This window comes from Agrobacterium sp. ES01, assembly GCF_050320885.1.
Classification (GTDB): domain Bacteria; phylum Pseudomonadota; class Alphaproteobacteria; order Rhizobiales; family Rhizobiaceae; genus Allorhizobium.
The window spans coordinates 64,504-85,551 of sequence record NZ_JBNQTH010000010.1; the positions used below are offsets into that span (position 1 = coordinate 64,504).

General features: G+C 58.8%; 16 protein-coding genes. 4 read left to right on the top strand and 12 right to left on the bottom strand.

Features of this window, described 5'->3' with window-relative positions:
• Nucleotides 1-106 precede the first annotated feature (106 nt).
• Nucleotides 107-487, bottom strand: coding sequence for a hypothetical protein (locus tag ACQQ2Q_RS20845; RefSeq protein ID WP_428189064.1), 381 nt, complete (start codon nt 485-487; stop codon nt 107-109).
• A gap of 141 nt (nt 488-628) precedes the next feature.
• On the opposite strand from ACQQ2Q_RS20845, the gene ACQQ2Q_RS20850 reads away from it, so the two are divergent.
• Nucleotides 629-790 carry a hypothetical protein gene (locus ACQQ2Q_RS20850; RefSeq protein WP_428189065.1) on the top strand — a complete coding sequence of 54 codons (162 nt, stop codon included), beginning with the start codon at nt 629-631 and terminating at the stop codon, nt 788-790.
• Nucleotides 791-956: 166 nt separating this feature from the next.
• Nucleotides 957-2,174 (top strand): TIGR03862 family flavoprotein, encoded by a 1,218-nt coding sequence (locus ACQQ2Q_RS20855; protein ID WP_428189066.1) that lies wholly within the window; start codon nt 957-959, stop codon nt 2,172-2,174.
• 58 nt (nt 2,175-2,232) lie between these two features.
• Here ACQQ2Q_RS20855 and ACQQ2Q_RS20860 read toward each other — a convergent pair whose 3' ends face one another.
• From ACQQ2Q_RS20860 to ACQQ2Q_RS20885, 6 genes are all read right to left on the bottom strand, one after another.
• The gene (locus ACQQ2Q_RS20860) at nt 2,233-3,858 is read right to left on the bottom strand and encodes a TRAP transporter large permease (protein ID WP_428189067.1); all 1,626 of its coding nucleotides are present in this window, start codon (nt 3,856-3,858) and stop codon (nt 2,233-2,235) included.
• Nucleotides 3,859-3,863: 5 nt separating this feature from the next.
• Nucleotides 3,864-4,544, bottom strand: a complete 681-nt coding sequence (locus ACQQ2Q_RS20865) for a TRAP transporter small permease (protein WP_428189068.1) — start codon at nt 4,542-4,544, stop codon at nt 3,864-3,866.
• Nucleotides 4,545-4,634: 90 nt separating this feature from the next.
• A complete protein-coding gene (locus ACQQ2Q_RS20870; RefSeq protein ID WP_428189069.1) occupies nt 4,635-5,642 on the bottom strand; it encodes a DctP family TRAP transporter solute-binding subunit in 1,008 nt (335 codons plus the stop codon).
• A gap of 330 nt (nt 5,643-5,972) precedes the next feature.
• Complete coding sequence (locus ACQQ2Q_RS20875; protein ID WP_428189070.1) at nt 5,973-7,343, bottom strand: sigma-54-dependent transcriptional regulator; 1,371 nt, start codon at nt 7,341-7,343, stop codon at nt 5,973-5,975.
• A 23-nt stretch (nt 7,344-7,366) separates the two neighbouring features.
• Complete coding sequence (locus ACQQ2Q_RS20880) at nt 7,367-9,112, bottom strand: sensor histidine kinase (protein WP_428189071.1); 1,746 nt, start codon at nt 9,110-9,112, stop codon at nt 7,367-7,369.
• 32 nt (nt 9,113-9,144) lie between these two features.
• A complete protein-coding gene (locus ACQQ2Q_RS20885) occupies nt 9,145-10,056 on the bottom strand; it encodes a LysR family transcriptional regulator (protein ID WP_428189072.1) in 912 nt (303 codons plus the stop codon).
• A 200-nt stretch (nt 10,057-10,256) separates the two neighbouring features.
• Here ACQQ2Q_RS20885 and ACQQ2Q_RS20890 point away from each other — a divergent pair, with 200 nt between their 5' ends.
• Together ACQQ2Q_RS20890 and amaB are read left to right on the top strand one after the other, a co-directional pair.
• Nucleotides 10,257-11,540, top strand: coding sequence for an NAD(P)/FAD-dependent oxidoreductase (locus tag ACQQ2Q_RS20890; protein WP_428189073.1), 1,284 nt, complete (start codon nt 10,257-10,259; stop codon nt 11,538-11,540).
• 57 nt (nt 11,541-11,597) lie between these two features.
• A complete protein-coding gene (amaB, locus tag ACQQ2Q_RS20895; RefSeq protein ID WP_428189074.1) occupies nt 11,598-13,139 on the top strand; it encodes an L-piperidine-6-carboxylate dehydrogenase in 1,542 nt (513 codons plus the stop codon).
• A 137-nt stretch (nt 13,140-13,276) separates the two neighbouring features.
• Here the strand turns inward: amaB and ACQQ2Q_RS20900 are convergent, their stop codons facing one another.
• From ACQQ2Q_RS20900 to ACQQ2Q_RS20920, 5 genes are all read right to left on the bottom strand, one after another.
• A complete protein-coding gene (locus tag ACQQ2Q_RS20900; RefSeq protein WP_428189075.1) occupies nt 13,277-14,215 on the bottom strand; it encodes a 1-phosphofructokinase family hexose kinase in 939 nt (312 codons plus the stop codon).
• A gap of 71 nt (nt 14,216-14,286) precedes the next feature.
• Nucleotides 14,287-17,214 carry an aminotransferase gene (locus ACQQ2Q_RS20905; RefSeq protein WP_428189076.1) on the bottom strand — a complete coding sequence of 976 codons (2,928 nt, stop codon included), beginning with the start codon at nt 17,212-17,214 and terminating at the stop codon, nt 14,287-14,289.
• A gap of 122 nt (nt 17,215-17,336) precedes the next feature.
• Nucleotides 17,337-18,221, bottom strand: a complete 885-nt coding sequence (gene purU / locus ACQQ2Q_RS20910; protein ID WP_428189077.1) for a formyltetrahydrofolate deformylase — start codon at nt 18,219-18,221, stop codon at nt 17,337-17,339.
• A gap of 125 nt (nt 18,222-18,346) precedes the next feature.
• Nucleotides 18,347-19,654: a type III glutamate--ammonia ligase gene (gene glnT, locus ACQQ2Q_RS20915; RefSeq protein ID WP_428189078.1), complete on the bottom strand. Its 1,308-nt coding sequence runs from the start codon at nt 19,652-19,654 to the stop codon at nt 18,347-18,349.
• A 54-nt stretch (nt 19,655-19,708) separates the two neighbouring features.
• Entirely contained in the window at nt 19,709-21,037 is a 1,329-nt protein-coding gene (locus tag ACQQ2Q_RS20920; RefSeq protein ID WP_428189079.1) for an FMN-binding glutamate synthase family protein, read from the bottom strand.
• Between the last annotated feature and the right edge of the window lie 11 nt (nt 21,038-21,048).

Sequence of the window (21,048 nt, forward strand, 5' to 3'; positions counted from 1 at the left end):
TGACTAATTGCGTCAAGTTATTATTTTTGTCGCAACATGTCGACGGGAGATGCGCGTTTTTGAACCTGGTCCCGGTCGCGCAGATCAAGAGGGATGGGGCGCCGCATCACGGGAAAGGCGGTCGCGATCGGGTGTTCTTTGTCAGCCAGAGTTGCAGGGTTTTCACGACCACCAGTCTCAAGGGATAGCCGTGTTTCAGGGCTCGGTGCAGGGCATGGTCATTTTCGTCAAGGCCGAACTCTGCGGAGAGGGTGGCGATATCGAGATTGCGTTCCCGCATCAGGTATTCTGTTTCCGCAATCGTCTCGCGGGTCAGATAGCGCCCGGTTGCGATTGGAGCGGCGGTTTTTGGATTGCTGCCGACAAGGCCATTGCCATTATCCTGCCCGGACAGAAAGTCGAGAAACTGCTGGCGTTCATCGGAGCTTGCCTTTGTCCAGGCCTGGGTCAGTTTTTCCAAGGGCGACTTCTTCTTTTTCTTGGGCATGTTCGCTTCGGCATCCGCTGTCTTGGCGTGTCGTTTTCTTCGCGTGTCAGGGAGTAGCCATCCCGCAAGCTATAGGCAAGCCGGCGACGATATCGTTTCGCCATTACCGAATGATGCGGGACAGACGAGAGGGACAATGATATGTCGATTGAAAGCGAACAGGGCGTTGCGGACCGCGAATTCGCGCTACTTGCGCAGATTGGCGAATTTGACGCCGACCAATTGACCGACCATCTGGTGGAAGCGCTTTACGAAGCGCTGCGTATCCTGAAGGACGAAATTGCAGGCGATACGCTGCACTGAATGCCCGTCCCATTGTCTTCAAACAATTCTGGATGCGAAACGGGTTCCAGATCTCGCTCGCATTGATCTCGCCGAGCTTCTGTCACGCCTTGAGCGCTGCACTATCGCACGCACGGCGGATAGTTTAAGGCAACGTCCTCTCAACGTGTAAATCGGCGATAGTGAAATGCCAACAGACGAGATTGCAATCGTTGGCGGTGGACCAGCGGGTCTTGCCGCAGCGGAGGTCCTGTCATCGGCAGGCCGCCAAGTGACGGTCTATGACGCCATGCCCAGCGTGGCGCGCAAATTCCTGCTTGCCGGCAAGTCCGGTCTCAATATTACCCATTCCGAAGAACTGCCGCGATTTCTCCAGCGGTTTTCTGCGTGCGAAGAGCATCTGGCGCCCGCGATCCGGAATTTTACACCTGATAATATTCGCCAGTGGGCGGCTGACCTCGGGACAGAGACATTCGTCGGCTCATCCGGTCGTGTTTTCCCGAGGGCCATGAAAGCATCGCCGTTGTTGCGCGCCTGGCTCGGTCGGTTGAAGGACCAAGGCGTGGCGATCCGCACGCGCCATCGGTGGACAGGTTTCTGCGAGGGCGGACTGGCATTTGACACGATGGAAGGTGTCCGTGTGGTCTCAGCCGGGAGCACATTGCTGGCACTTGGTGGTGCCAGTTGGCCGCGTCTGGGTTCGGACGCGTCATGGATCCCCTGGTTGCGCGGCAAGGGCGTTGCAGTGCAGGCTTTTCAGCCTGCCAATTGCGGATTCGATGTCAGCTGGAGCCCGCTCTTCCGGGAGAAGTTTGCCGGTGCGCCGATCAAATCGGTGGAGGCGCGTTCTGATGCAGGCCGTTTCCCAGGCGAGTTCGTCGCCACGCAGCACGGTATCGAGGGAAGCCTTGTCTACGCCCATTCCTCTGCGCTGCGCGACAGGCTGAGATCAAAGGGTGAGGCAGCGATGGTGGTGGACCTGACCCCCGGGCGCTCCATCGAGCGTCTAAAACATGATCTTGAACGCCAGAGCCCCAAGGCCAGCTTTGCCACCAGACTGAAAAAAGCAGCCGGGCTCGGCGGGGTCAAGGTCGCCTTGCTACGTGAGCTGTTGACGGAGGCGGAGCGCAGCGATCAGTCCATTCTTGCGGCCCGGATCAAGGCGCTTTCCATACCAGTCGACGCGCCGCGTCCGATCGCGGAAGCCATTTCATCTGCCGGCGGCGTGTGCTGGAGCGCGGTCGATCAGGACTATATGCTGAGAGAGTTACCCGGCATATTTGTCGCCGGCGAGATGATCGATTGGGAGGCGCCCACAGGAGGATATCTGCTGACGGCATGTCTTGCCAGCGGCCGTGCCGCCGCTCGGGGAATGCTGCGTCGGCTGTCCGCGCAGCGCTCATAAAAGAGGGCCGCAGATTTTGCGGCCCGATTTCGCTTTCATCTCAGCCCTCCAGACGACCCTACCGCGTGACGATCTCCGGGCCCATCATGGCATATGGCAGCCAAGTCGAAATCACCGGCACATAGGTGACAAGGATCAGGAAGGCGAAGAGCACTGCGACAAACGGCATGGCCGCCTTGACCACCTGAACGAGGCTCATGCCGGTGATGCCGGATGTCACGAAGAGGTTCAGGCCGATCGGTGGCGTGATCATGCCGATTTCCATGTTGACCACCATGATGATGCCGAGATGCACCGGATCCACACCCAGTTCCATTGCGATCGGGAACACCACCGGAGCGACGATCAGCAACAGCCCCGACGGCTCCATGAACTGACCGCCGATGAGAAGCAGAACGTTGACGGCGATCAGGAAGGTAAACCAGGTAAAGCCTGCATTCACCATCACTTCGGTGATCACCTGCGGAATGCGTTCCGAGGTGAGAACATGGGCAAAGAGCAGCGCGTTGACGATGATGAACATCAGCATCACTGTTGTTCGCGCGGCATCCACGGTGGCCTTGCGTGTTTCGTCGTTGAAGAAGGCACGGAAGAAGTTCCGCCCCATCAGGCTCAAATTGCGTCCCCAGATTGGCAGGCTGGCGAGAAGATATCCGGGCAAAGCGCCCAGGCCGGCGTTGTCCCCGCGCCAAAGGGTATAGGAAATTGCAATTGCGATTGCTGCGATAAGGCCAATCAGTGCCCTGAAGTGGAACGTGACATAAACACTGTCTACGCCGTCCGTCGCAAAGAAGGACAAGATCATCCAGACGAAGAAGAACGACACGGCATAGACAAGGGCTGAGAACCCCACCTTGGCCTTGCGGCTATCGGTTTCGCTGACCCATGGAATGTTCTTTATCGGGCCCATATCGCGGTAAATGAAGAGGGCGATGAAGAAGGAATAGACCGCAGCGACGGAGGCTGCCTCTGTTGGCGTGAAGACACCACCGTAGATGCCGCCCAGAATGATGATGATCAGGAACAGACCCCAGCCAGCCTCCTTGCCGCCGTTCAGGAGCTCTCCGAAACCCCTCCAGGGTTCGGCCGGAAGGTTGCGTATGCGGGCAAACACGTAGATCGCGATCATCAGCATGAGCCCGGCGATGATGCCAGGCACCACGCCTGCCAGGAACATGCGCCCGACGGATACGTCTGTGGCGGCCGAATAGACGACCATCACGATGGACGGTGGAATGAGAATGCCGAGCGTTCCTGCATTGGCGATGATGCCGGCCGCAAATTCCTTGGAATAACCCACCTGTCTCATGCCGGCTATGGCGATCGTGCCGATGGCGACTACAGTTGCCGGAGACGACCCGGACAATGCTGCGAACAGCATGCAGGAGAGGACCGAGGCCATAGCGAGACCACCGCGCAAATGGCCAACGGTTGCGATGGCAAAGCGGATCAGTCGCTTTGCAACACCACCGGTCGACATGAAGACAGAGGCCAGCACGAAGAATGGAATTGCCAGCAGCGTGTAATTCTGTGCGGCTGTGAAAAGTTGAAGCGCGATCGACGACATGGAATCGCTGGAAAAGAAGGCGATCGTGACGATCGACGACAGACCAAGTGCGATTGCGACGGGGGCGCCGAGAAAGAGAAGCCCGAACAACAGGCAGAAAAGTACGATCATTTCCATCGCGGTCAGTCCTTCAGCGCATCTTTGTTTTCAGCGACAAGATCTTCAGCCTCATGGCTTGCGATCATCAACTCACGTTCGCCGCGCCAGACCTGAACGAAGGCCTGCAGGGAACGGTAACCCAGAAGCCCAAGACCGATGGGAAGGATCAGATAGGCGATCCAGCGCTGTACGCGTTCCTGGAGCCCGAACATGTCCTGAATGAAAACCGGGTAGCGCAGATCGTCGAGACCGATGCCGGCCTTGAAGAAGCGCGCCCAGTAGAAGATTGCGCCTCCCTTGGTGTCAGCACCGAACCAGGTGAGCCAGTCGGATGACAGCAGGATCAGGGCATAGAAGACACCGGTCAGAGCGCCGAACAGTGCGGCAATGCGGAAACCGCGTGCCGGCAGGAGCCGGATTGCTGCATCAACTCCAAGGTGAAGGCCCTGTTTGATGCCGTAGCCCATGCCGAAGAGAATGAGCCAGGCAAACAGGATCCGCGTCAGTTCCAAGGCCCCGCCCCAACCGCTGTTGAAGCCGTAGCGGGCAACCACCTGCACGAAGGAGATGATGGTGATCGAGGCAATCAGCACTGCGAGCACGTTTTCCTCGAAGCGGGTTACGGCTTCAGGATGACGTCGCTCGATGAGATATAGCCCGCCGATCATGAAAAGAATTGCGAAATAAGGCCAGTAGGCAGCCATGATGTCCCCCGGCGGTCGCTTACGAACCGCAGAATTCGAAACCGGAAAGCCTCACCCGGACCGACTGGCCGGGTGAGACTGATTGTGGGATCAGGAAGCGTCGTTTGCAGCGACGGCGGCATCGATCAGGTCGTTGCCGATATCGCCTTCAAACTGGGTCCATACAGGCTTCATGGTGTCGACCCATGCCTTGCGCTGCTCAGGTGTCAGCTCGCGAACCACGCCGCCGGCATCGATGATGTTCTGACGGTTCTTGGCTTCGGTATCAGCCACGGATGCGTTGGCTGCCAGAGTTGCTTCCTCGCAAAGCTTGATGAACTGATCGCGGAAATCCGGCTCCAGGCCTTCCAGCCAGTCCGTCGAGGTCACCAGCAGATAGGCGAGAAGCTGATGGTTTGTTTCCGTGATACCATCCTGCACTTCGAAGAACTTCTGGGTGTAGATGTTGGACCAGCTGTTTTCCTGACCGTCGACGACGCCGGTCTGCAGCGCGCCATAGACTTCCTTGAAGGCGAGCTTCTGGGCCGAACCGCCCATGGCCTCGATCATGGCTTCGGCCACGTCGGAGGTCTGGATACGGAATTTCAGGCCGTCGGCATCGCTCGGCATCAGCAAAGGCTTGTTGGCCGAAAACTGCTTGAGGCCGGACGACCAGTAACCGAGGCCGGTATAGCCATTCGGCTCCATGACCTTGAGGATGCTCTTGCCGTCTTCGCTATTGATGAAGCGATCGACGGAGGCGAGATCCTTGAACAGGAAGGGCAGGTCAAAGAGACGATATTTCAGAGTATAGGCTTCGAACTTGGACAGCGAGGGGGCTGCCAGTTGCACGTCGCCGAGCAGCAGGGCTTCGAGCACCTTGTCGTCGTCGAAGAGTGTCGAGTTCGGGAAGACCTCCATGCAGGCCTTGCCGTTCATTTCCTTGTTGACTCGCTCTGCCAGAAGCGTTGCCGCGTCACCCTTTGGATGTCCGGTTGCCGCGACCACGTGGCTGAACTTGATCACCATTTCGCCGGGATCACATTCGCTCGCCTGTGCGATCGAGCTTGCGGCGGTGATTGTCAAAGCCGAAACGGCTGCCAAAAGAAGTGTTTTCATCTGTATCTGTCCTCCACAGGGGCGATGATGCCCATTCGATGTATCAGGAGACCTTCCGGTCGCCTTCACCCAGCTGTCGGGGAAAATGAAGCGCACATGCGAGATGAGGCCAAAAGGCCCCATTGTTCTGCTGATGTCGCTGATGATCTCCCAACCTCCAAGCTGTATATTAGCTCGCAAGCGGCGTGCCAGTTTCGGGGGAAACGGAAAAAACGTATGGAAACAGACTGTTGGCTTTGAGAGGCGGCTTTGATGGCCTTCAGCGGGGGCTGTCAATGTGTCGTTGGCTACACACGAAATTGAGGCGAATGGGTATTTTGGTACCCAACATCAGTCAGTCTGCTCGTCATATTCGATGCCCAGTCGTTTCATCTTGTCGTAGAGACCCTTGCGCGAAATCTGCAGCGCTTCGTAGGTGGGCTTCAATGCCCCATCATTGCGCGTCAGTTCCGCCAGAATAATTGCCTTTTCCATCCGTTGCAGACGGTCGGCCAAGGCGCCATGGATTTCAGAACCGTCGTCGGGACCATCGCCCTCGTTGGGAAAGCCAGTCCACATGCCCAGCACGAACCGATCGGCATAGTTTCGAAGTTCGCGCACGTTTCCTGGCCAATTATGGGCCATCAGCTGCATTTCCAGTGACGGTGGCAGATGCGGTATCTCCCTGCGAAAGCGCGCGCGCGCCTCGCGTGCGAGATGAAAGAAAAGAAGGGGAATGTCTTCCCGCCGCTCCCGCAAGGGCGGGATCGACAAGGTTACGACATTCAATCGGTAGTAGAGATCGGACCTGAAATCGCCACGCTTTCCGGCGTCACCGAGATCTGTCTTGGTCGCGGCCAGAAAGCGGATGTCGAGCGCGATCGGTTTGTTCGATCCCAACCGCTCGACGGTTCTGGTCTCGATGGCCCGCAGGAGTTTGGCCTGAAGATCAAGCGGCATCGATTCGATTTCATCAAGGAAGATCGTCCCGCCATTGGCGTGTTCCAGCTTGCCGATGCGCTGTTTCTGGGCGCCGGTAAAGGCGCCGGCTTCATGGCCGAACAGTTCTGCTTCGATGATATCCGCAGGCATGGCGGCACAGTTGATTGCCACGAAATTACCCTTCACCCTGCCGCCGAAATCGTGAAGTGCGCGGGCCACCACCTCTTTTCCGGAACCCGTTTCCCCGGTGATCAGAATGTCGACATCGGTGTCTGCCAGCATGACGATCTGTTCGCGCAGCTTGGTGATCTCGGGTGTCCGTCCGATCAGCCGAAGCGCGAATTCATCGCGACCTTCGAGCTCGGAGCGAAGCGTCCTGTTTTCAAGCACCAGCCGTCGCTTTTCCAGTGCACGCTCGATCACGGTATAGAGGCGTGAGACCTGAAAGGGCTTTTCGATAAAATCATAGGCGCCGGCCCGCATGGCATCGACGGCCATCTGCACGTCACCATGGCCGGTGATCAGGATGACCGGCAGGGTTGGATCGATGGCAAGGGCGGATTTGAGCACTTCCAGTCCGTCGATGCCGGGCATTCGGATATCTGTGACAACGACGGCATAGGCCTCCTGACCCAACCTGCTGAGGACACTCTCGGCCCGTTCATGAACAGAAACGGGCAGACCTTCCAGCTCAAGGCCCTGGGCCAGGGCGTGGCGCAAATCGTCGTCATCGTCGAGGAGGTGCACAATTGGCTGCGCCGAGCCGGAAGAGTTAATCATGGGGCGATCCGTTTCAAGCGCGGTCATGCGGCAACGAGCGTTACGAGAAAGGAGCAACCTTGATCGTCACGGTCGACGAGATCAATAGCGCCGCCGAAATCATGGACGATATTGTAGGCAATGGACAAACCGATGCCGATGCCGGAGCCGACTTCCTTCGTGGTGAAAAATGGATCGAAAATGGACGGTCTCAATTCAGGCGAGATGCCGGGTCCATTGTCGGTCACAAGTATGGAAATCCTCTCTCCGGCCTGTTCGAGCACAAGCTTTATTCTTCCTCCGCGTGTGCCTTGCAGCACGTCGATGGAATTGGTGATGAGGTTGACGAAGACCTGTGAGAGCCGAACGCGACCGCCAATGACAGAGACGTCGCGCAATCGAGGATCGAGCTCTATGGCAACGCCGCACTTGCGCGCGCGGGGTGTGACGAGGATCAGAGCCTCATCGAGGGCCTGACCCAGGCCGATCGCACCCTTGGTTGTTTCGGGCTTGCGGGAGAAAGACAAGAGTGCGCTTGACAGCTCGGCCATGCGGTCGACCATGGCGCTGATGCGCCCGAGATTTTCGACCGCATGGTCTATGCGTCCCTTGTCCAGCTGACGCTTGGTGTTTTCTGCATAGGTCTTCAGGGCTGCCAGAGGTTGGTTGATCTCGTGGCTGAGGGTGGTCGACATCTGCCCGATTACCGCGAGCTTGGCAGCCTGAATGAGATCCATCTGGGTCTTCATGAGCTTTTCTTCCGCGAGCAGGCGCTCCTCCACCTCCCTGGACAGGGAAAGGTTGCTGTCGCTCAAGGCCTTGGTGCGGTCTCTTATGATGCGCTCAAGCCGCAATGCGGTGGCCCGGTCACGGCGCCTGCGCATCACGGAGAGTTCGCGGCGATGCAGAACGAAAGCTGCCATCAGCGCCAGCGACAGGCATGCCAGGAAAGCGATGATAGCGCCGGTATAGGCAGCACTTTCAACCGGGCGGATATCGCCGAGCACATGAAGCTGCCAGCCCAGAAGCGGAAGGTCCCGCACCAAGTCGGTATGCACCAGAGTTGTTTCACGCAATTTCATGAAGCCCGTGCGTTCATCGCGGTCGAGAACGTCTTCCACTTTTTTCAATCGCCAGGCAGTTCGGTTGGTCAGAAAGATAATGCCGCGCTCATCGCTGACAAAGATCGGATCGGTCGAGAGGGACCACGTGGCCTCGATGCTGTCGAACTCGACGTAGATTGCGACGATTCCGACGAAGCGACCGTCGCGGCGAATGCCGGAACTGAAAGCATAGGCACGGTTGCCGGATTCCATCGACACCGCGGCGCGGCCAAGGCGCCCCTGGCGTGCAGTTTCCAGCAGAGTGGCCTTACCGGGCGGCTCTCCGGAAAAGAGTCCTCGAGCGGATGCAAGCACACTGCCATCCGCGCGGATGAAGACAACTTCCTGCGCCCCGGACATGCCGGTGATTTCCTCCGCCTTGGCTGCCGCGCGCGCAGCCGGGCTCTCCAACGTCTCGGATGTATCGAAAAGAAGTCCTATGTCGTTCTGGCGCGATAACAGCGGCGGCAGGAGACGGTATTTCTCCAGGACCCCCGACAGGGTTTCGGCCTGAACCCCAAGGGTCTCCAAGGACTTCCGGCGGATTTCGTCGGCGGCCTGGTTCCCGGAAAATTTGGCGGTGGCATAAATGGTCACGGCTGAGATGAAGATCAGCAACAAGGCGAGGGCAAGCCTCGCATGATGGAACCTGCGGTGTGTTCGTGGACCGCTAGACGGATCGCTCATGGGATCCTTTGCTATCCATGGTTCCCTCACTGTCACCCGAGCTGCGCGTTTGCATCGGCCTCGATCTCTTTGGTAATCCATTTGCGAAATGCTGCAAGAGGCGGGTAGTCCGCGCGCTCCTTGGGGAAAGCCAGATAATAGCGTTCGTTGCTTTCGATTGCCCTGTCTATGGCGGGCACCAGTTCACCGCGTCGCAACTCGTCCTGAATGAGAAAGACCGGAAGGAGCGCCACGCCGATGCCCGCCTTTGCGGCCTGCGCTGCTGTGGCAAACTGATCGAAGAGCATGCCGTTCACCGTCTCGTGGGACACGTCGCAATGGGTCAGCCATCGCTCCCACGCGTCGGGTCTGGTGGTGAGGTGCAATAGCGGGAACTTCAGCACATCGGCAGGCTCGGTGAGATCATGCGTTGCCTTGAACTCCGGACTGCAGGCAGGCATGGTTGTCTCTTTCATCAGAAAGGTCAGTTCGCCGCCTGGCCACATGGGTTGGCCAAAGTGAATGGCCGCATCGATGGAATCGAGACGAAAATCGAAGGGCGCGATGCGGGTCACCAGGTTGATCGTGATCCCCGGATTGCTCGACAGAAATTTTCCCAGCCGTGGCGCCAGCCAGCGCGCACCGAATGTCGGAAGAATGGCAAGGTTGAGGGTGCCGCCATGCGGGTTGGCACGCAGCGCAAGCGAAGCGCTGGAAATACGCCGCAAAGCCTCTCGTACTTCGCGTGCATAGCTCTCGCCTGCGACGGTCAGCCGTATGGTTTGACGCTCCCGCAGGAACAGTTCAACGCCAAGTTGGCTTTCCAGTGCCTTGATCTGGCGACTGACGGCACTCTGGGTGAGGTCGAGCTCGCGCGCAGCGGCGGTCACGCTTCCGGCGCGGGCGGCGGCCTCGAAGGCTGACAGCAATGACAGAGAAGGCAGGAAACGCCGTGAAGGCAGCATGTTATACCTCGAGGGAATGAACTCTGGAGAAAATATCGCTGGAGCGCCGGAAAATCCTCCCCTAATTTCAAAAGGCTGAATATTTTTCGAGGGCTATGGGGAATGATCTGCCATCCTCTGTCGGAATGGCCCTTGAAAGTGCAGCCGCGGCAGGATTGCAGCGCTCTCGTCATCCGACGTCGAACTCTAGGAAGACCGCCATGCTGAATGACGCTCGTTCTCACGGGCTTTGGGAAATGACCGCACCGGTGGCACCCGAATGTGAAGCGTTGCGTCATCAGTTGCGAGCGGACGTCGTCGTGGTCGGTGGCGGCTATACGGGCCTTTCGGCAGCACTTCATCTGGCCGAGGCCGGCAAGTCTGTGGCCGTGCTGGAGGCCAATGAAATTGGCTTTGGCGGTGCCGGACGCAATGTCGGCCTGATCAATGCGGGAATGTGGGTTTTACCCTCCGATATCCCCAGTGTCCTTGGCCCCGTTCACGGCGAGCGTCTTCTCGATCTCCTGGGAAATGCACCTTACCTGGTGCGTTCGATCATCGAAAAGCACCAGATCGACTGCGAGCTCGAAACGAACGGGACCCTGCACTGCGCTGTCGGCGAAGACGGATTGGCGGAGATCCGGCAGCGTTGTGCCGAATGGGCAGCACGGGGTGCGGATGTGAGCCTGCTTTCAGCCGAGGAGACCGCAAAGCGCATTGGAACCACGGCCTATGCCGGTTCTCTTCTCGACAGACGCGCTGGCACTTTGCAGCCTCTTGCCTATGTCCGTGGGCTTGCGCAGGCGGCGATTTCCGCTGGCGCCCAGGTGTTCACACGCAGCGCCGCTGCCGGTTTCGAGCGTGCAGCCAACCAATGGATCGTGACGACGGCAGGCGGCAGTGTGACTGCAGACTGGATCATCGTTGCCTCGGAGTTCTATTCCAGCGGTCCCTGGGAATGCGTGCGCAATGAGCAGGTCTCGCTTCCCTATTTCAATTTCGCAACGCGTCCGCTCGATGCGCGGCAGTTGACGCAGATATTGCCGGGGCGTGAAGGGTGCTGGGATACCAAGGAGGTTCTGTCTTCCTTCCGGATGGACCGCGCCGGCCGGCTGGTGTTCGGCAGCGTCGGAGCGCTGCGCAACACCGGTCTTTCTGTCCATCGTGCCTGGGCCAAGCGGTCGCTGAAAAAGTTGTTTCCAGGCCTGGGCGATGTCGAGTTCGAAGCAGAGTGGCATGGCCGCATCGGCATGACGTCTGACGCACTGCCGCGTTTTCATCGCTTTGCGCCGAATGTGATCGGTTTTTCCGGATATAACGGGCGCGGTATCGCACCCGGCACGGTGTTCGGAAAGACCCTGGCGCACCATATCACGGGAGAGATTTCACAAGAGGATCTTCCGCTGCCGGTCTCGGATGTCCGCCCGGCGTCGCTGAGGACGCTGAAGGGCTACTACTACGAAGCCGGTGCTCAAATCGCCCATTTCGCTGGCGCGCGCTTTTGACCGAAACAGTATAATCGCGTACGCCGAAACACCAAAAGTCCAGACAATAGGAACACCATGACCCTCGCCAAACTCAACCTTTCTGCGGAAATTCAAGCGATTTTCGCAAGTCTCGATGTTTCCGTTCAGGCTTTCAAGGGCGGCAGCCTTGCCGTTCATTCACCAATCAATGGCGAACTGCTGGCGACACTCCATGAGACCAGTGCAGCGGACGCCGGCAAGGCGATCGATGCATCGCATCAGGCTTTCCTTGAATGGCGCCAGGTGCCGGCTCCCAAGCGTGGCGAACTGATCCGATTGCTGGGCGAAGAACTACGTGCGCACAAGACGGCCCTTGGCCATGTGGTTTCCATCGAAGCGGGCAAGATCGTTTCGGAAGGTCTTGGCGAAGTCCAGGAAATGATCGACATCTGCGATTTCGCAGTCGGGCTTTCCCGCCAGCTTTACGGTTTGACAATTGCCACCGAGCGCAGTGATCACCGCATGATGGAGACCTGGCATCCGCTGGGCGTGACCGGCATCATCTCTGCCTTCAACTTCCCGGTTGCCGTCTGGTCCTGGAACGCAGCGCTGGCTCTGGTCTGTGGCAACCCGATTGTCTGGAAACCGTCTGAAAAGTCGCCACTCACCGCAATGGCGTCGCATGCGATCCTGCAAAAGGCGATTGCCCGCTATAACGCTGAAGGTGGAAATGCTCCGGAAGCGCTCTCGACCCTGCTGATCGGTGGGCGTGACGTGGGGGAAGTTCTGGTCGATCACCCGAAGGTTGCACTGGTATCGGCTACCGGTTCGACCGCCATGGGCCGGATTGTTGGACCGAAGCTTGCTGCGCGCTTTGCCCGCTCCATTCTTGAACTGGGGGGCAACAACGCGGCCATCGTCGGCCCGACCGCCGATCTTGATATCACCCTTCGTGGTGTTGCCTTTGCCGCCATGGGGACCGCTGGCCAGCGTTGCACCTCACTTCGCCGACTCTTTGTTCATGAGAGCGTCTATGATGAACTGGTGCCGCGTCTGCGCCAGGCTTACGGCTCTGTCAGCATCGGCAATCCGCTGGAAGCATCAACGCTGGTTGGCCCGCTGATCGACAAGGGTGCTTTTGACGGCATGCAGAAGGCGCTGTCGGATGCAAAGGCTGCGGGCGGTACTGTCACGGGTGGTGAGCGCGCACTCGCAGACGAGGCAGCCGATGCCTATTACGTGCGTCCGGCCATTGTCGAATTGCCCAAGCAGTCTGGCCCGATGGTTCACGAGACCTTCGCGCCGATCCTCTATGTCGTCAAATATAGCGACTTTGCAGATGCGCTGGCGATGAACAATGAAGTTCCGCAGGGCCTGTCGTCCTCGATCTTCACCAATGACATGCGTGAAGCCGAAATGTTCGTTTCAGCCTGCGGCTCCGATTGCGGCATTGCCAACGTCAATATCGGTCCTTCGGGTGCCGAAATCGGCGGCGCCTTCGGCGGTGAGAAGGAAACGGGCGGCGGTCGCGAATCCGGTTCAGATGCGTGGAAAGGCTATATGCGCCGCGCAACCAATACCGTGAACTACGGCAAGACCCTGCCGCTTGCTCAGGGCGTCAAGTTCGACATCGATTGATCGTCACGGTCATCTCCAAACCATTGAAGGCCGTACCTGTTCGGGTGCGGCCTTTGTCGTTCAGGCAATCAGGGTCGCGCGAGATCGTTCACATTTGATGAGCTGAGCCAATGGGCTTCCGCTTGTTCAAAGTCGGATTAGTGATTGTGAGTCATTGCTTCCTGCGCGCCGTAGAGCGTCATCACATCTGCCCGTCGGCAAAGCTCCGTTCCAGGCGTCATGACTGCAGCGGCTCCTGCCGCCTGGCCCATCCGGAAGGCTTCTTCCACGGATCGACCCTCTGCGAGTGACCAGACCATGCCCGCGACGAAGCTGTCACCGGCGCCGACGGCCGACTTTACCGGGACCGCTATGGCGGGTGAATGCGTGAGGTTGTCGATGCTTGCAAGGATCGCTCCATCCGCTCCCAAAGTGACGGCTATATGGTCTGCCGCACCGTCGCGGATCAAAGCCTGCGCGGCTGGACCTGCGGTTGCGTGATCAAGTTCGCGTCCGAGGAAGCCTTGCAGCTCGCCGAGGCTTGGCTTGATCAGAAATGCCTTGGCACTCGACAGAGTGGTTCGCAGTGCCGGGCCCGACGTATCCAGAACGAGGCGCTTTCTGCGGTCGGCAACGATTTTTGCGATACGGACATAGGTGTCGGCTGGGGCGCCGCGTGGCAGGCTGCCGCTGGCGACGATGTAATCCGCGTCGGTCCGTTCAAGCAGATCGAAAACTGGTGCGAGTTCTGCCTCACTCACCAGTGGCCCTTCGGGCACAAAGCGATATTCGACATTGGTCGAGAGATCGCGGACATTATAGGCAACCCGTACCGGATCTTTGATCGTCACGACATGCTGAAGCATGTCCAAAGGTGAAAGCATGGTCTCGAGAAGCGTTCCGGTGTCCCCGCCCGACAGATAGACAAGCTCGCACGTACCGCCGAGTTCTTGGACCACGCGCGCGACATTTATGCCGCCACCGCCGGCATGCTGCTGCTGGTTATGGGTCCTCGTTTTGTGCGTATGTTGCACCGCTTCGGCGTCGCTGGAGATGTCGATGGCGGGATTGAGTGCAATGGACAGGATTTTTGCCATGCGCAAGTCTTAGCCCTAATTTGTGACAGGGGATAGAATTGACAGGCAGCAATCGACGCAGATTTGTCCTGTTACCACCCTTCGGCCAAGACCTTTTCCAGCATGTCGGCGAAGAAATCGGCGCTTTCCTGACTGAGGCAGAGCGGCGGCTTGATCTTCAGGACGTTCAAGTGGTCGCCGGTTGGTTGCATGATAACGCCAAGCGAGAGAAGGCGCTCGCAGATGGCGGCGGTTTCCTGCATTGCCGGCTCAAGCGTTTCCCGGTCGCGAATAAACTCCAGGCCGAGATAAAGCCCCATTCCATGCACTGCGCCAGCGAGAGGGTAGCGATCGACGATCGCCTCCAGCCGTGACTTCAAGTGATCTCCCACGATCCGTGCATTGTCCTGGAGCTTGTCGCTTTCCATGATGTCGAGGACAGTCATGCCCACTGCGCAGCTGACGGGGCTTCCGCCGGATGAGGAGAAGAAATAGCCTTCTCGCTCAAGGTTTTCGGCAATTTCGCGCGTTGTGATGACGGCGCCCAGTGGCTGGCCGTTGCCGATGCCCTTGGCGACCGTGATGATATCCGGGACCACATCCTGTTGTTCAAAGCCCCAGAAATGATGGCCCAGTCGTCCAAAACCGACCTGGACCTCATCGGCGATGCAGACACCGCCGCGGGCGCGAATAAGAGCGTAGACGTCGTGAAGGTAGCCTTGCGGCAGGGGAATGCCGCCGGCGTTGCCGTAAACCGCCTCGCAGATGAAGCCGGCGAGGCCGGTTCCGGCCTCTTCGATACGGTCGAGCGCTGATTTCACGGCATCGACATAGCCGGCGACCGAATTGCTCCCACGGAAGGGACCGCGATAGGTGTTGGGCGCCGTGACCGCATGAACCCAGTCCGGGCGTGTCTCGCGCGCCAGAGGATTGTCGGCGATGGATGTTGAGACAGCGTCACTTGCGACGGTCCAGCCGTGATAGGCTTCGAGCAGGCTGACCATGTTGCGTTTGCCGGTATGCGCCCAGGCAAGCCGCAAGGCGAGGTCGACGGCTTCAGATCCGCTGTTGACCAGATAGACGGTGTCCAGTCCGTCTGGCGCAAGTTCGGCGAGACGGGCCGCGTAATCTGCAACGGCGGCGTAATGAAACCGGGAATTGGTATTCAGAAGTCGCCATTGGTGGCCGGCGGCGCGCGCCAGACGTTCATCGCCATGTCCGACAATGGCGACATTGTTGACCATATCCAGATAGGCGCGTCCGGTCGTTGCAAACATATGCTCCTTCCGGCCGCGCTCTATTTCCGGTGGAACCGCATAGTAGTGTTTCTGCGGCTTGGCAAAATGAGCGTCGCGGCGTTCAAGCAGCTTGGCACTGTCGAGCGCTGGAGCAGCGAGGTCCACGCCAAGCAGTGCCGACGGATCAGGGCACAGCCTCGACCAGGTGCCGGCATGCGAAGGCCGCGCGAACAAGGGTGGTATCAGATCGGCATCGCGGCACAATTGCAGTCTTAGACCTCCGACGGCACCCTGTGCACCCGCAATCACGCCGATGCTGTCCGCCGCATCCACTGCAGTGCCAGTCTCCAACGGGCAATTCAGGCCGTAGATATGCAAAACCAGGTTGTCGGTTGCCAACATGAGATGCTGACCGTCCCTCTTGATCGTGCCGGCAAAAGGTGCCGCGGCCCTGGTCCCCGCTGGCAGGCAGATATCCACATGCAGCGCAAATGTTGAAGGTTCGCGTGCAGAATGAAGCTTGGTGTAGGACAGGCGGTGTTCGCCGTAGCGCGTGGATGCAGCACCGGTATCGGCTGCTGCCTTGGCGAGCAGCTTCCAGTCTATTTCCTGATCCTGCCAGTTATCGCCGACGAAATCCTCGCTGGTGACCGACAGGTCGGTGAGACCGAAGGATTGCGGCTCGACCTCGGGCAAAAGACGACCAATCCAGGGTTCAGAGGGCGCCTCCGCCATGCCGGTTGCCAGAAGAATGGCCGTTTCCATCAGCGAGAGCGGCACGGATGTGGCGGTTTCGAAGATCTCCCGTTCGTGAGCGATGTTGGACATCACATATTCATTGTCCGGATCGATGGACAATTGCTGCTCGCCGCTGGCGGCAAGGATGCCGGCACGGGCGACGATAAGCGGCCAGAGTGCGCGTAGCTCCGACGGGTTGAGCGGATAGGTCTCGCAGAAGGCTTCAATCGTCGGCAGAACATAAAAGGGATCGCCGTCGGCATGATGGAGCAGGGCGGTGCAGGTCACGGCCAGTTCGCCAACCAGCCAGCCGTCGATCAGGTCGCCAAAGTCGATCACACCGTAAGGGATCAGGTGCCCGTGCCCGTCACTGGCGCTGACGACATTGTCATCTGTCACGTCCTGATGGATCGCCTGAACGCGGAAGCTCGCCGCCAGCGGTTGAATACGGCGAACTGCAGAAATCATGGCCTTTGCAATGCTGTCGCGTTTCTTGCTGTCGGAAACCGTTGCAAGCAGCTTCAAGGCCACTGGTCCGGCCCTGCGCAGGTCCCATTGCAGATCGCGTTCCAGTCCCGGATGGCTGAAGTCTGCAAGGCCGAGAGCCATCTTCGCCGAGACTTCGCCGAGCGCGCGAAGTGTGGGTTCGGCCAGATGTTTGCGGCGGGTCAGTTGTTCGCCGTCGAGAAAGGTGAGGAGCCTGATATTGTAGGACTGGCCATTCACCTCCACGGGTATGATCTCTGCATCACCGGCGCCGCTCAGTGGCATGGGAACCTTCGGCATACCGTCCTTGCCAGCCAGATGGTGCATGGCCGCATTCTGTGCCTCAAGCTCCACCACTGAATATTCGGCACGGCAGACCTTGAGAACGAAGCGCCCGCCATTGGCCTCGACCAGATAATTGCGGTCCTGCTGGCTCCCCAGTTCGCGCAATTCAGCATTCTCAATTTTGTAATAGGTCTTCAGCAGGTCTGCTGCCTGGTGCTGGGTGACATCCGGCCTTGGCAGGTCGGTCCGCTCCAGCAGAGTGGTGTCAGGCATGTGTGTCTCCTCAGATCTCTGCCGAGAGGCGGCGTGTGCACAGCTTAGCAAAGGAAAGCCGCGCGTCCATCCTGTGACGCGCGGCATCCACTTGCTTCGTATCTGCTAAAACGTGTCTGGGCTCAACCCATGCGCTCGGAAGCGTAGGAGCCGGGGCTTGCCGGGAAAACAATGGTCTTGTTGCCATTGATGAAGGTGCGGTGGTGAATATGGGCGTGGATTGCGCGCGCCAACACCTGACTTTCCACATCGCGGCCAATCGAGACGTAATCATCCGGGCTCTGGGCATGGGTCACGCGCGCGGTGTCCTGTTCGATGATCGGACCTTCATCGAGATCGGCGGTCACGTAGTGTGCAGTCGCACCGATCAGCTTAACACCGCGCTCATAGGCCTGCTTGTAAGGGTTTGCACCCTTGAAACTGGGCAGGAAGGAATGGTGGATGTTGATGATCCTGCCAGACATCTTGCGGCAGAGGCTGTCGGACAAAACCTGCATGTAACGGGCAAGCACGATCAGGTCGGTGCCGGTCTGCTCGACCAGATCCAGAAGCTTGGCTTCGGCTTCGGCCTTGTTTTCCTTGGTCACCTTGATGTGGTGGAACGGAATGTCGTGATTGACGACAACCTTCTGGTACTCGAAATGGTTCGACACGACGCCGACAATATCAATCGGCAGTGCCCCGATTTTCCAGCGATACAGCAGGTCGTTGAGGCAGTGCCCGAAGCGCGACACCATCAGCAGCACCTTCATGCGCTGTGCGGAATCGTGGACATCGAACGCCATGCCGAATTGATCTGCAATCGGCTGGAATTTGGGTAGCATGGATTCACGCGTTGCGCCTTCTTCCGACACGACACTTACGCGCATGAAGAACATGCCGGTATCGAGATCATCGAACTGCGAGGAATCGATAATGTTGCAGCCCTGATCTGCCAGGAAGCCGGAAATGGCGGCGACGATGCCTCGGGTCGACTTGCATGCTACCGTCAGTACATAAGTTGTCATCAGTTTGCTTCTCCCTCGCGTCCGATCACGCGATTTCATCTATCCCAATCAAAAGGCGCCGGAAAGGTCCGGCGCCAAATCAGGGATTGCGAATTCGCAAATGGAGAGGCGGTGTCGGCAATTCACTATATGTCGAGCGTCGTCTGTCGCTCCCACTCGGTGAAATGTGCCGCATAGGCGTTCCATTCGTCGGTCTTGAGCTTAAGATAGGCCTTGGAAAATTCCGTTCCCATTGCGCCCTTCAACAGCGTATCCCCGTCGTATTCGCGCAAGGCATCGAGCAGATTGAGTGGAAGACGCGGCGCGTCCTTGACGGTGTGGCCCTCGGCATACATGTCGATGTCGTAGTGTGGGCCGGGATCGGCTTTGGAACGGATGCCGTTGATGCCGCAGGCGATGATCACGGCCTGCAACAGATAAGGGTTCACTGCACCATCGGGCAAGCGCAGTTCAAAGCGCCCTGGCCCTGGAACACGGACCATGTGGGTGCGGTTATTGCCGGTCCAGGTCACTGAGTTGGGTGACCAGGTTGCACCGGATAGCGTGCGCGGCGCATTGATGCGTTTGTAGGAGTTGACTGTTGGATTGGTAATCGCCGCAATTGCCGAGGCATGGGTCATGATGCCGCCGAGAAAATTTCTGCCGCGGCCGGAGAGGCCGAACTCGGCGTCGTCGTCGGCAAAGGCGTTCGTCTTCCCATCCAGATCCCAGACCGAGATGTGGCAATGACAGCCGTTGCCGGTCAGGCTCTTGAAGGGTTTGGGCATGAACGTGGCTCTCAGGCCATGTTTCTCCGCGATGGATTTGACCATGAACTTGAAGAAGGAGTGCTTGTCGGCCGTCTTCAACGCGTCGTCGAACTCCCAGTTCATTTCAAACTGGCCGTTGGCGTCCTCGTGGTCGTTCTGGTAGGGCCCCCAACCCAGCTCGAGCATATAGTCGCAGATCTCGGCGATCACGTCATAACGGCGCATCACCGCCTGTTGGTCGTAGCAGGGCTTTTCTGCCGTATCGCGGTTATCCGAAATGGCGCTTCCGTCAGACGTGATCAGAAAAAACTCGGCCTCGATGCCGGTCTTCACACGCATACCTTCAGATTGGGCCTCTAAGAGCAGTTTTTTCAGAATGTTGCGCGGTGCCTGTTCGACCGGCTTGCCCTCCATATAGCAATCGGCAGCGACCCAGGCGACATCCTTCTTCCACGGCAACTGGATGACGGAGGACGCATCGGGCAGGGCGAAGAGGTCCGGATGCGCCGGTGTCATGTCGAGCCATGTGGCAAAACCGGCAAAGCCGGCCCCATCCTCCTGCATGCCCTTGATCGCTGCAGCGGGGACGAGTTTTGCCCGCTGCCCACCGAAAAGATCGGTGAAGCTGATCATGAAATACTTGATGCCACGCTCTTTGGCGTAGCTTTCGAGATCCAGTGTCATGTCGTTCCCCTTTTGGATTTTTTCGAGACACTTTGGCGATGTCGAAACGGGTGGTCAGAAACCTCCCTTTCCGGGTATCCAGCTGGTTCCGGCCAAAGGCACCTGAGCCATGGCGGATGCCTCGATCGTGAGCGCGCAGAGATCTTCCGGCTCGAGATTGTGGACATGGTTCTTGCCGCAGGCCCGGGCGATTGTTTGCGCCTCCAGCGTCATGACTTTCAGATAATTGGCAAGGCGCCGTCCGGCTGCGACGGGATCGAGGCGCGCCGACAGGTCCGGGTCCTGGGTGGTGATACCTGCGGGATCGCGGCCTTCATGCCAGTCGTCATAGGCGCCGGCGGTGGTGCCCAGAGCGTTATACTCGGCCTCCAGGCGCGGGTCGTTGTCGCCGATTGCGATCAGTGCAGCACTTCCGATCGATACTGCGTCCGCACCAAGTGCCAGTGCCTTTGCAACATCGGCGCCCGAGCGAATGCCGCCGGAGACGATCAGTTGCACCTTGCGATGAAGACCGAGGTCCTGAAGGGCCTGCACCGCCGGGCGTATGCAGGCAAGCGTCGGCAGGCCGACATTTTCGATGAAGACTTCCTGCGTTGCGGCCGTGCCGCCCTGCATGCCGTCGAGCACCACGACATCGGCACCCGATTTCACCGCAAGCGCTGTGTCGTAATAAGGCCTGGCGCCGCCGACTTTGACATAAATGGGTTTCTCCCAATCGGTGATTTCGCGCAGTTCCTGGATCTTGATCTCCAGATCATCCGGGCCGGTCCAGTCGGGATGGCGGCAGGCCGAGCGCTGGTCAATGCCTTTGGGCAGGGTGCGCATGTCGGCTACGCGATCGGAGATCTTCTGGCCCAGCAACATGCCGCCACCGCCGGGCTTGGCACCCTGGCCGACAACCACTTCGATGGCGTCGGCGCGGCGCAGGTCGCGCGGGTTCATGCCATAACGCGAAGGCAGGTACTGATAGACGAGGATCGATGAGTGGCCGCGTTCTTCCTCCGTCATGCCACCGTCGCCGGTCGTGGTAGAGGTGCCGGCCGCAGATGCACCGCGCCCGAGAGCCTCCTTGGCCTGCCCGGATAGAGACCCGAAACTCATTCCGGCAATGGTGATCGGGATCTTCAGTTCAATCGGCTTTTTTGCAAAGCGTGAGCCCAGCACGACATTGGTATCGCAGCGCTCGCGATAGCCTTCCAGCGGATAACGGGAAATGGAAGCACCAAGGAAAAGCAGGTCGTCGAAATGCGGGACCTTGCGTTTGGCGCCGCCGCCGCGAATGTCATAGATGCCGGTGGCTGCGGCACGGCGGATTTCCGAGAGCGTGTAGTCATCGAAGGTGGCTGACTTGCGCGGTGTTGTCGGTGGATTCTGGTAGGACATGAACCGTCCCT

Excerpts from the sequence above, each read along its gene's own strand:
- ACQQ2Q_RS20845 (WP_428189064.1), bottom strand. The coding sequence starts at position 487 with ATGCCCAAGAAAAAGAAGAAGTCGCCCTTGGAAAAACTGACCCAGGCC.
- ACQQ2Q_RS20850 (WP_428189065.1), top strand. The coding sequence starts at position 629 with ATGTCGATTGAAAGCGAACAGGGCGTTGCGGACCGCGAATTCGCGCTA.
- ACQQ2Q_RS20855 (WP_428189066.1), top strand. The coding sequence starts at position 957 with ATGCCAACAGACGAGATTGCAATCGTTGGCGGTGGACCAGCGGGTCTT.
- ACQQ2Q_RS20860 (WP_428189067.1), bottom strand. The coding sequence starts at position 3,858 with ATGGAAATGATCGTACTTTTCTGCCTGTTGTTCGGGCTTCTCTTTCTC.
- ACQQ2Q_RS20865 (WP_428189068.1), bottom strand. The coding sequence starts at position 4,544 with ATGGCTGCCTACTGGCCTTATTTCGCAATTCTTTTCATGATCGGCGGG.
- ACQQ2Q_RS20870 (WP_428189069.1), bottom strand. The coding sequence starts at position 5,642 with ATGAAAACACTTCTTTTGGCAGCCGTTTCGGCTTTGACAATCACCGCC.
- ACQQ2Q_RS20875 (WP_428189070.1), bottom strand. The coding sequence starts at position 7,343 with ATGATTAACTCTTCCGGCTCGGCGCAGCCAATTGTGCACCTCCTCGAC.
- ACQQ2Q_RS20880 (WP_428189071.1), bottom strand. The coding sequence starts at position 9,112 with ATGAGCGATCCGTCTAGCGGTCCACGAACACACCGCAGGTTCCATCAT.
- ACQQ2Q_RS20885 (WP_428189072.1), bottom strand. The coding sequence starts at position 10,056 with ATGCTGCCTTCACGGCGTTTCCTGCCTTCTCTGTCATTGCTGTCAGCC.
- ACQQ2Q_RS20890 (WP_428189073.1), top strand. The coding sequence starts at position 10,257 with ATGCTGAATGACGCTCGTTCTCACGGGCTTTGGGAAATGACCGCACCG.
- amaB (WP_428189074.1), top strand. The coding sequence starts at position 11,598 with ATGACCCTCGCCAAACTCAACCTTTCTGCGGAAATTCAAGCGATTTTC.
- ACQQ2Q_RS20900 (WP_428189075.1), bottom strand. The coding sequence starts at position 14,215 with ATGGCAAAAATCCTGTCCATTGCACTCAATCCCGCCATCGACATCTCC.
- ACQQ2Q_RS20905 (WP_428189076.1), bottom strand. The coding sequence starts at position 17,214 with ATGCCTGACACCACTCTGCTGGAGCGGACCGACCTGCCAAGGCCGGAT.
- purU (WP_428189077.1), bottom strand. The coding sequence starts at position 18,221 with ATGACAACTTATGTACTGACGGTAGCATGCAAGTCGACCCGAGGCATC.
- glnT (WP_428189078.1), bottom strand. The coding sequence starts at position 19,654 with ATGACACTGGATCTCGAAAGCTACGCCAAAGAGCGTGGCATCAAGTAT.
- ACQQ2Q_RS20920 (WP_428189079.1), bottom strand. The coding sequence starts at position 21,037 with ATGTCCTACCAGAATCCACCGACAACACCGCGCAAGTCAGCCACCTTC.